The 3,008-nt window shown below is 67.0% G+C and carries 2 protein-coding genes and 1 pseudogene; 2 read left to right on the top strand and 1 reads right to left on the bottom strand.

Features of this window, described 5'->3' with window-relative positions; translation table 11 throughout:
* Nucleotides 1–149: 149 nt before the first annotated feature.
* Nucleotides 150–1,688, bottom strand: coding sequence for a histidine ammonia-lyase (gene hutH / locus GTY84_RS10980; protein ID WP_161225984.1), 1,539 nt, complete (start codon nt 1,686–1,688; stop codon nt 150–152).
* A gap of 125 nt (nt 1,689–1,813) precedes the next feature.
* On the opposite strand from hutH, the gene GTY84_RS10975 reads away from it, so the two are divergent.
* Nucleotides 1,814–2,590, top strand: a complete 777-nt coding sequence (locus GTY84_RS10975; protein WP_161225983.1) for an IclR family transcriptional regulator — start codon at nt 1,814–1,816, stop codon at nt 2,588–2,590.
* Nucleotides 2,591–2,736: 146 nt separating this feature from the next.
* Nucleotides 2,737–2,917, top strand: a pseudogene (locus GTY84_RS10970) (transposase); the annotation flags it as partial.
* Nucleotides 2,918–3,008: the final 91 nt, after the last annotated feature.

The following is a 3,008-nucleotide window of genomic DNA, read 5'->3' as shown; positions in this document are numbered from 1 at the left end:
TTGTTCTGCAGCATCCGCAGGGCGGCCTCCTGCTGCCAGCCCAGGGCACTCGGCCGGGTGCCGCGCGGGGCTCGGACAGGACGGGGTCCGGACATATCGATCGTTCCTTTGTGTTCGTCAGGGAGAAGAGAGCAGGTGTGGCGTCGCGGTCAGAGGAGGCTGTCGACGATGGTCTGTGTCGCGGCCCGCACGCCCCCGGCGAGCAGGAACTGCACCGAGGCTTCAATCTCCGGAGCTAGATAGCGGTCGCTGTCCGGGCCGTGCACGGCGGTGCGCAGTTCCTCCACCACACAGGCGGTGGCAGGCGCAGGCACGAGCGGCGAGCGCATGTCGAGCGCGCGGGCGGCGGTGAGGAGCTCCACGGCCAGAACGCGGCGCAGCCCGTCCACGGCCCGGCGCAGCTTACGCGCCGCGGACCAGCCCATGGAGACATGGTCTTCCTGCATAGCGCTGGAAGGGATCGAGTCGACGGATGCCGGTACGGCGAGCCGCTTGAGTTCGGACACGATTGCGGCCTGGGTGTACTGGGCGATCATGTGACCGGAGTCCACGCCCGGGTCGGCAGCCAGGAAGGCGTTCAGTCCCTGGTTGCGAGCGGGGTCGAGCATCCGGTCAGTCCGACGCTCCGCGATCGAGGCGACGTCGGCAACGGAGATGGCAAGGAAGTCCAGGACTGCAGCGACGGGGGCGCCGTGGAAGTTCCCGTTGCTCTCCAGCCTTCCATCGAGGGTGACGACGGGATTGTCGACAGCGCTAGCCAGCTCGCGCTCTGCGACGGCGCGGGCATGGCTCATCGTGTCCCGCGCCGTACCGTGCACCTGAGGCGTGCAGCGCAGCGAGTAGGCGTCCTGGACGATCGTACAGCCGCCATTGCGGTGGCTGGCGACAATTCCGGAACCCTTAAGCAGTCGCCGCAGGTTGGCGGCGCTGGCGGCCTGTCCGGGGTGGGGCCGCAGGTCCTGCAAATCGGAGGCGAAGACGGCGTCCGTTCCCAGGAGTGCCTCGATCGTCATGGCTGCGGTGACGTCCGCGATGGACAGCAACTCGCCCAGGTCGTGGAGAGCCAGTACGAGCATGCCCAGCATGCCGTCCGTGCCGTTGATGAGGGCAAGCCCCTCCTTCTCCTGCAGCTCCACAGGCTTCAGCCCGTGCGCGGCCAGGGCGTCTGCCGCCGGGAGCAGGTTGCCCTCGCTGTCACGGACCTCGCCCTCACCGATCACTGCGAGCGCGCAGTGCGCCAGCGGTGCGAGATCTCCGGAGCAGCCCAACGAGCCGTACTCACGGACCACCGGAGTCAGACCGGCGTTCAGCAGGTCCGCATATGCCTGGGCGGTCTCCAGACGCACCCCTGTGCGCCCCGTAGCCAGGGTAGACAGCCGCAGCAGAAGCAACGCGCGTACGACTTCGCACTCCACCTCGGCGCCTGTGCCCGCCGCATGGGAACGGACCAGGCTGCGCTGCAGTTGGGCGCGGAGCGCCACGGGGATGTGCCGGGTAGCCAAGGCGCCAAAGCCCGTCGACACCCCGTAGTGCGGGGTGGTGTCATGCGCGAGGTCCTCGACAACCTTACGGCTGCGGCTGATCTGGTTCTGGGCATCTGCGGAGAGCATCACGCGGGCTCCGTGGCGGGCGACCGCAACGACCTGGCCTACCGACAGCGCGCCGATTCCAACTTTCACTTCGTTCATGAGGCCATGAAGCGATACCGCAAGGCCTGCACAACAGGGTGTCCCGGTGATATATGTCTGGTATCCCAGACATTCCAGATTTACTTGTCTGGGATTGCAGACAAGTGATGTCTATCCTGGCTTGCATGTCCATCGTTCCGGCAGCAGCACAGGTCCTCGCGATCCTCCGCTACCTCGCCCGCCAGGCGGCCCCCATCCAGGCGGCCGCGATCAGCCGGGACCTGGGGCTTCCCCGCTCGACGACGTATCACCTGCTCGACACCCTGGTCCAGGAAGGCTTCGTCGTACACCTGCCCGAGGACCGCCGCTACGGCCTCGGTGTCAGTGCCTTCGAGCTCGGCTCGGGCTATACCCGCCAGGCGCCCTTCCAGCGGCTCGCCCGCATACCTCTGGCACGGCTCGTCGACCACGTGGGCCATACCGCGCACCTTGTGGTCCTCCACGGCCGCGATGTCCACTACGTCATCGAGGAGCGGGCTCCTGGGCGGCCCTCACTAGTTACTGATGCCGGAGTGCGCCTGCCCGCCCATCTCACTGCAAGCGGCCGCGCAATCCTGGCACGGCTACCGACCGCGCAGGTCCGGGCGCTCTATCCCGACTCCAGCGCGTTCGTCCAGCGCACCGAGGTGGGCGGTCCCCGTTCCCTCACCGCTCTGCGCGCACGGCTGGTCGAAGTGCGACGCGAAGGCCATGCCACCGAAGAAGGCGAGATCACCGTCGGATTCTCGTCCTTGGCCGTCCCCATCATGGACCACATGCAGCACCCTGTTGCTGGGCTTGCTGTCACGTTCCCCACGGACTCTCTCCAGGCCGAGGACCGAACAGCGATCATCCGAGGGATACTCTCCACAGCCAGTGAACTGACCCGGCGGATGGGTGGTTCCCTCTCCTCCGGCAACTGAAGGTCGGCACCCCTTCTGGCAGAGACCGTACGAGACGGTCGCAGTTGCCACCCCACAGCAGAGGGCGCCGCCAGGGGGCACAAGCACTTCACCGGCTGGGCGGGCGCTGTGTTCACCGCAGGCCTGAATAATTAAGTACGCGGACAATGCGCCACCGCCGCTGTCCCTCCGACACCTCCGACGCCGAATGGGTTTTGATCGAACCGCTGTTGCCGACCCTGGCCTGCGACGCACCCCCGTGGCGGGGCGCCGGAGAAACACCCTCGCCGCGAGATCGTGGACGCGATCCGATACGTCGTCGATACCGGCTGGAAATGGCGGGCCCTAGAGGTTGTCCCGTAACTGCTGGTCAGAGGTGAGATGATCTCGCCGTGGCTGGTGTGATCACGGCGTCGGAGCCCTCGTGGATAGGTCCGTT

It is taken from the genome of Streptomyces sp. SID8352 (assembly GCF_009862265.1).
GTDB lineage: Bacteria > Actinomycetota > Actinomycetes > Streptomycetales > Streptomycetaceae > Streptomyces.
Note: the sequence above shows the minus strand (reverse complement) of the source record. Positions and strands in the feature narration are given on the sequence as shown.

Bases quoted from the DNA above. Each gene is read 5' to 3' on its own strand.
- GTY84_RS10975 (WP_161225983.1), top strand. From the start codon at position 1,814: ATGTCCATCGTTCCGGCAGCAGCACAGGTCCTCGCGATCCTCCGCTAC.
- hutH (WP_161225984.1), bottom strand. From the start codon at position 1,688: ATGAACGAAGTGAAAGTTGGAATCGGCGCGCTGTCGGTAGGCCAGGTC.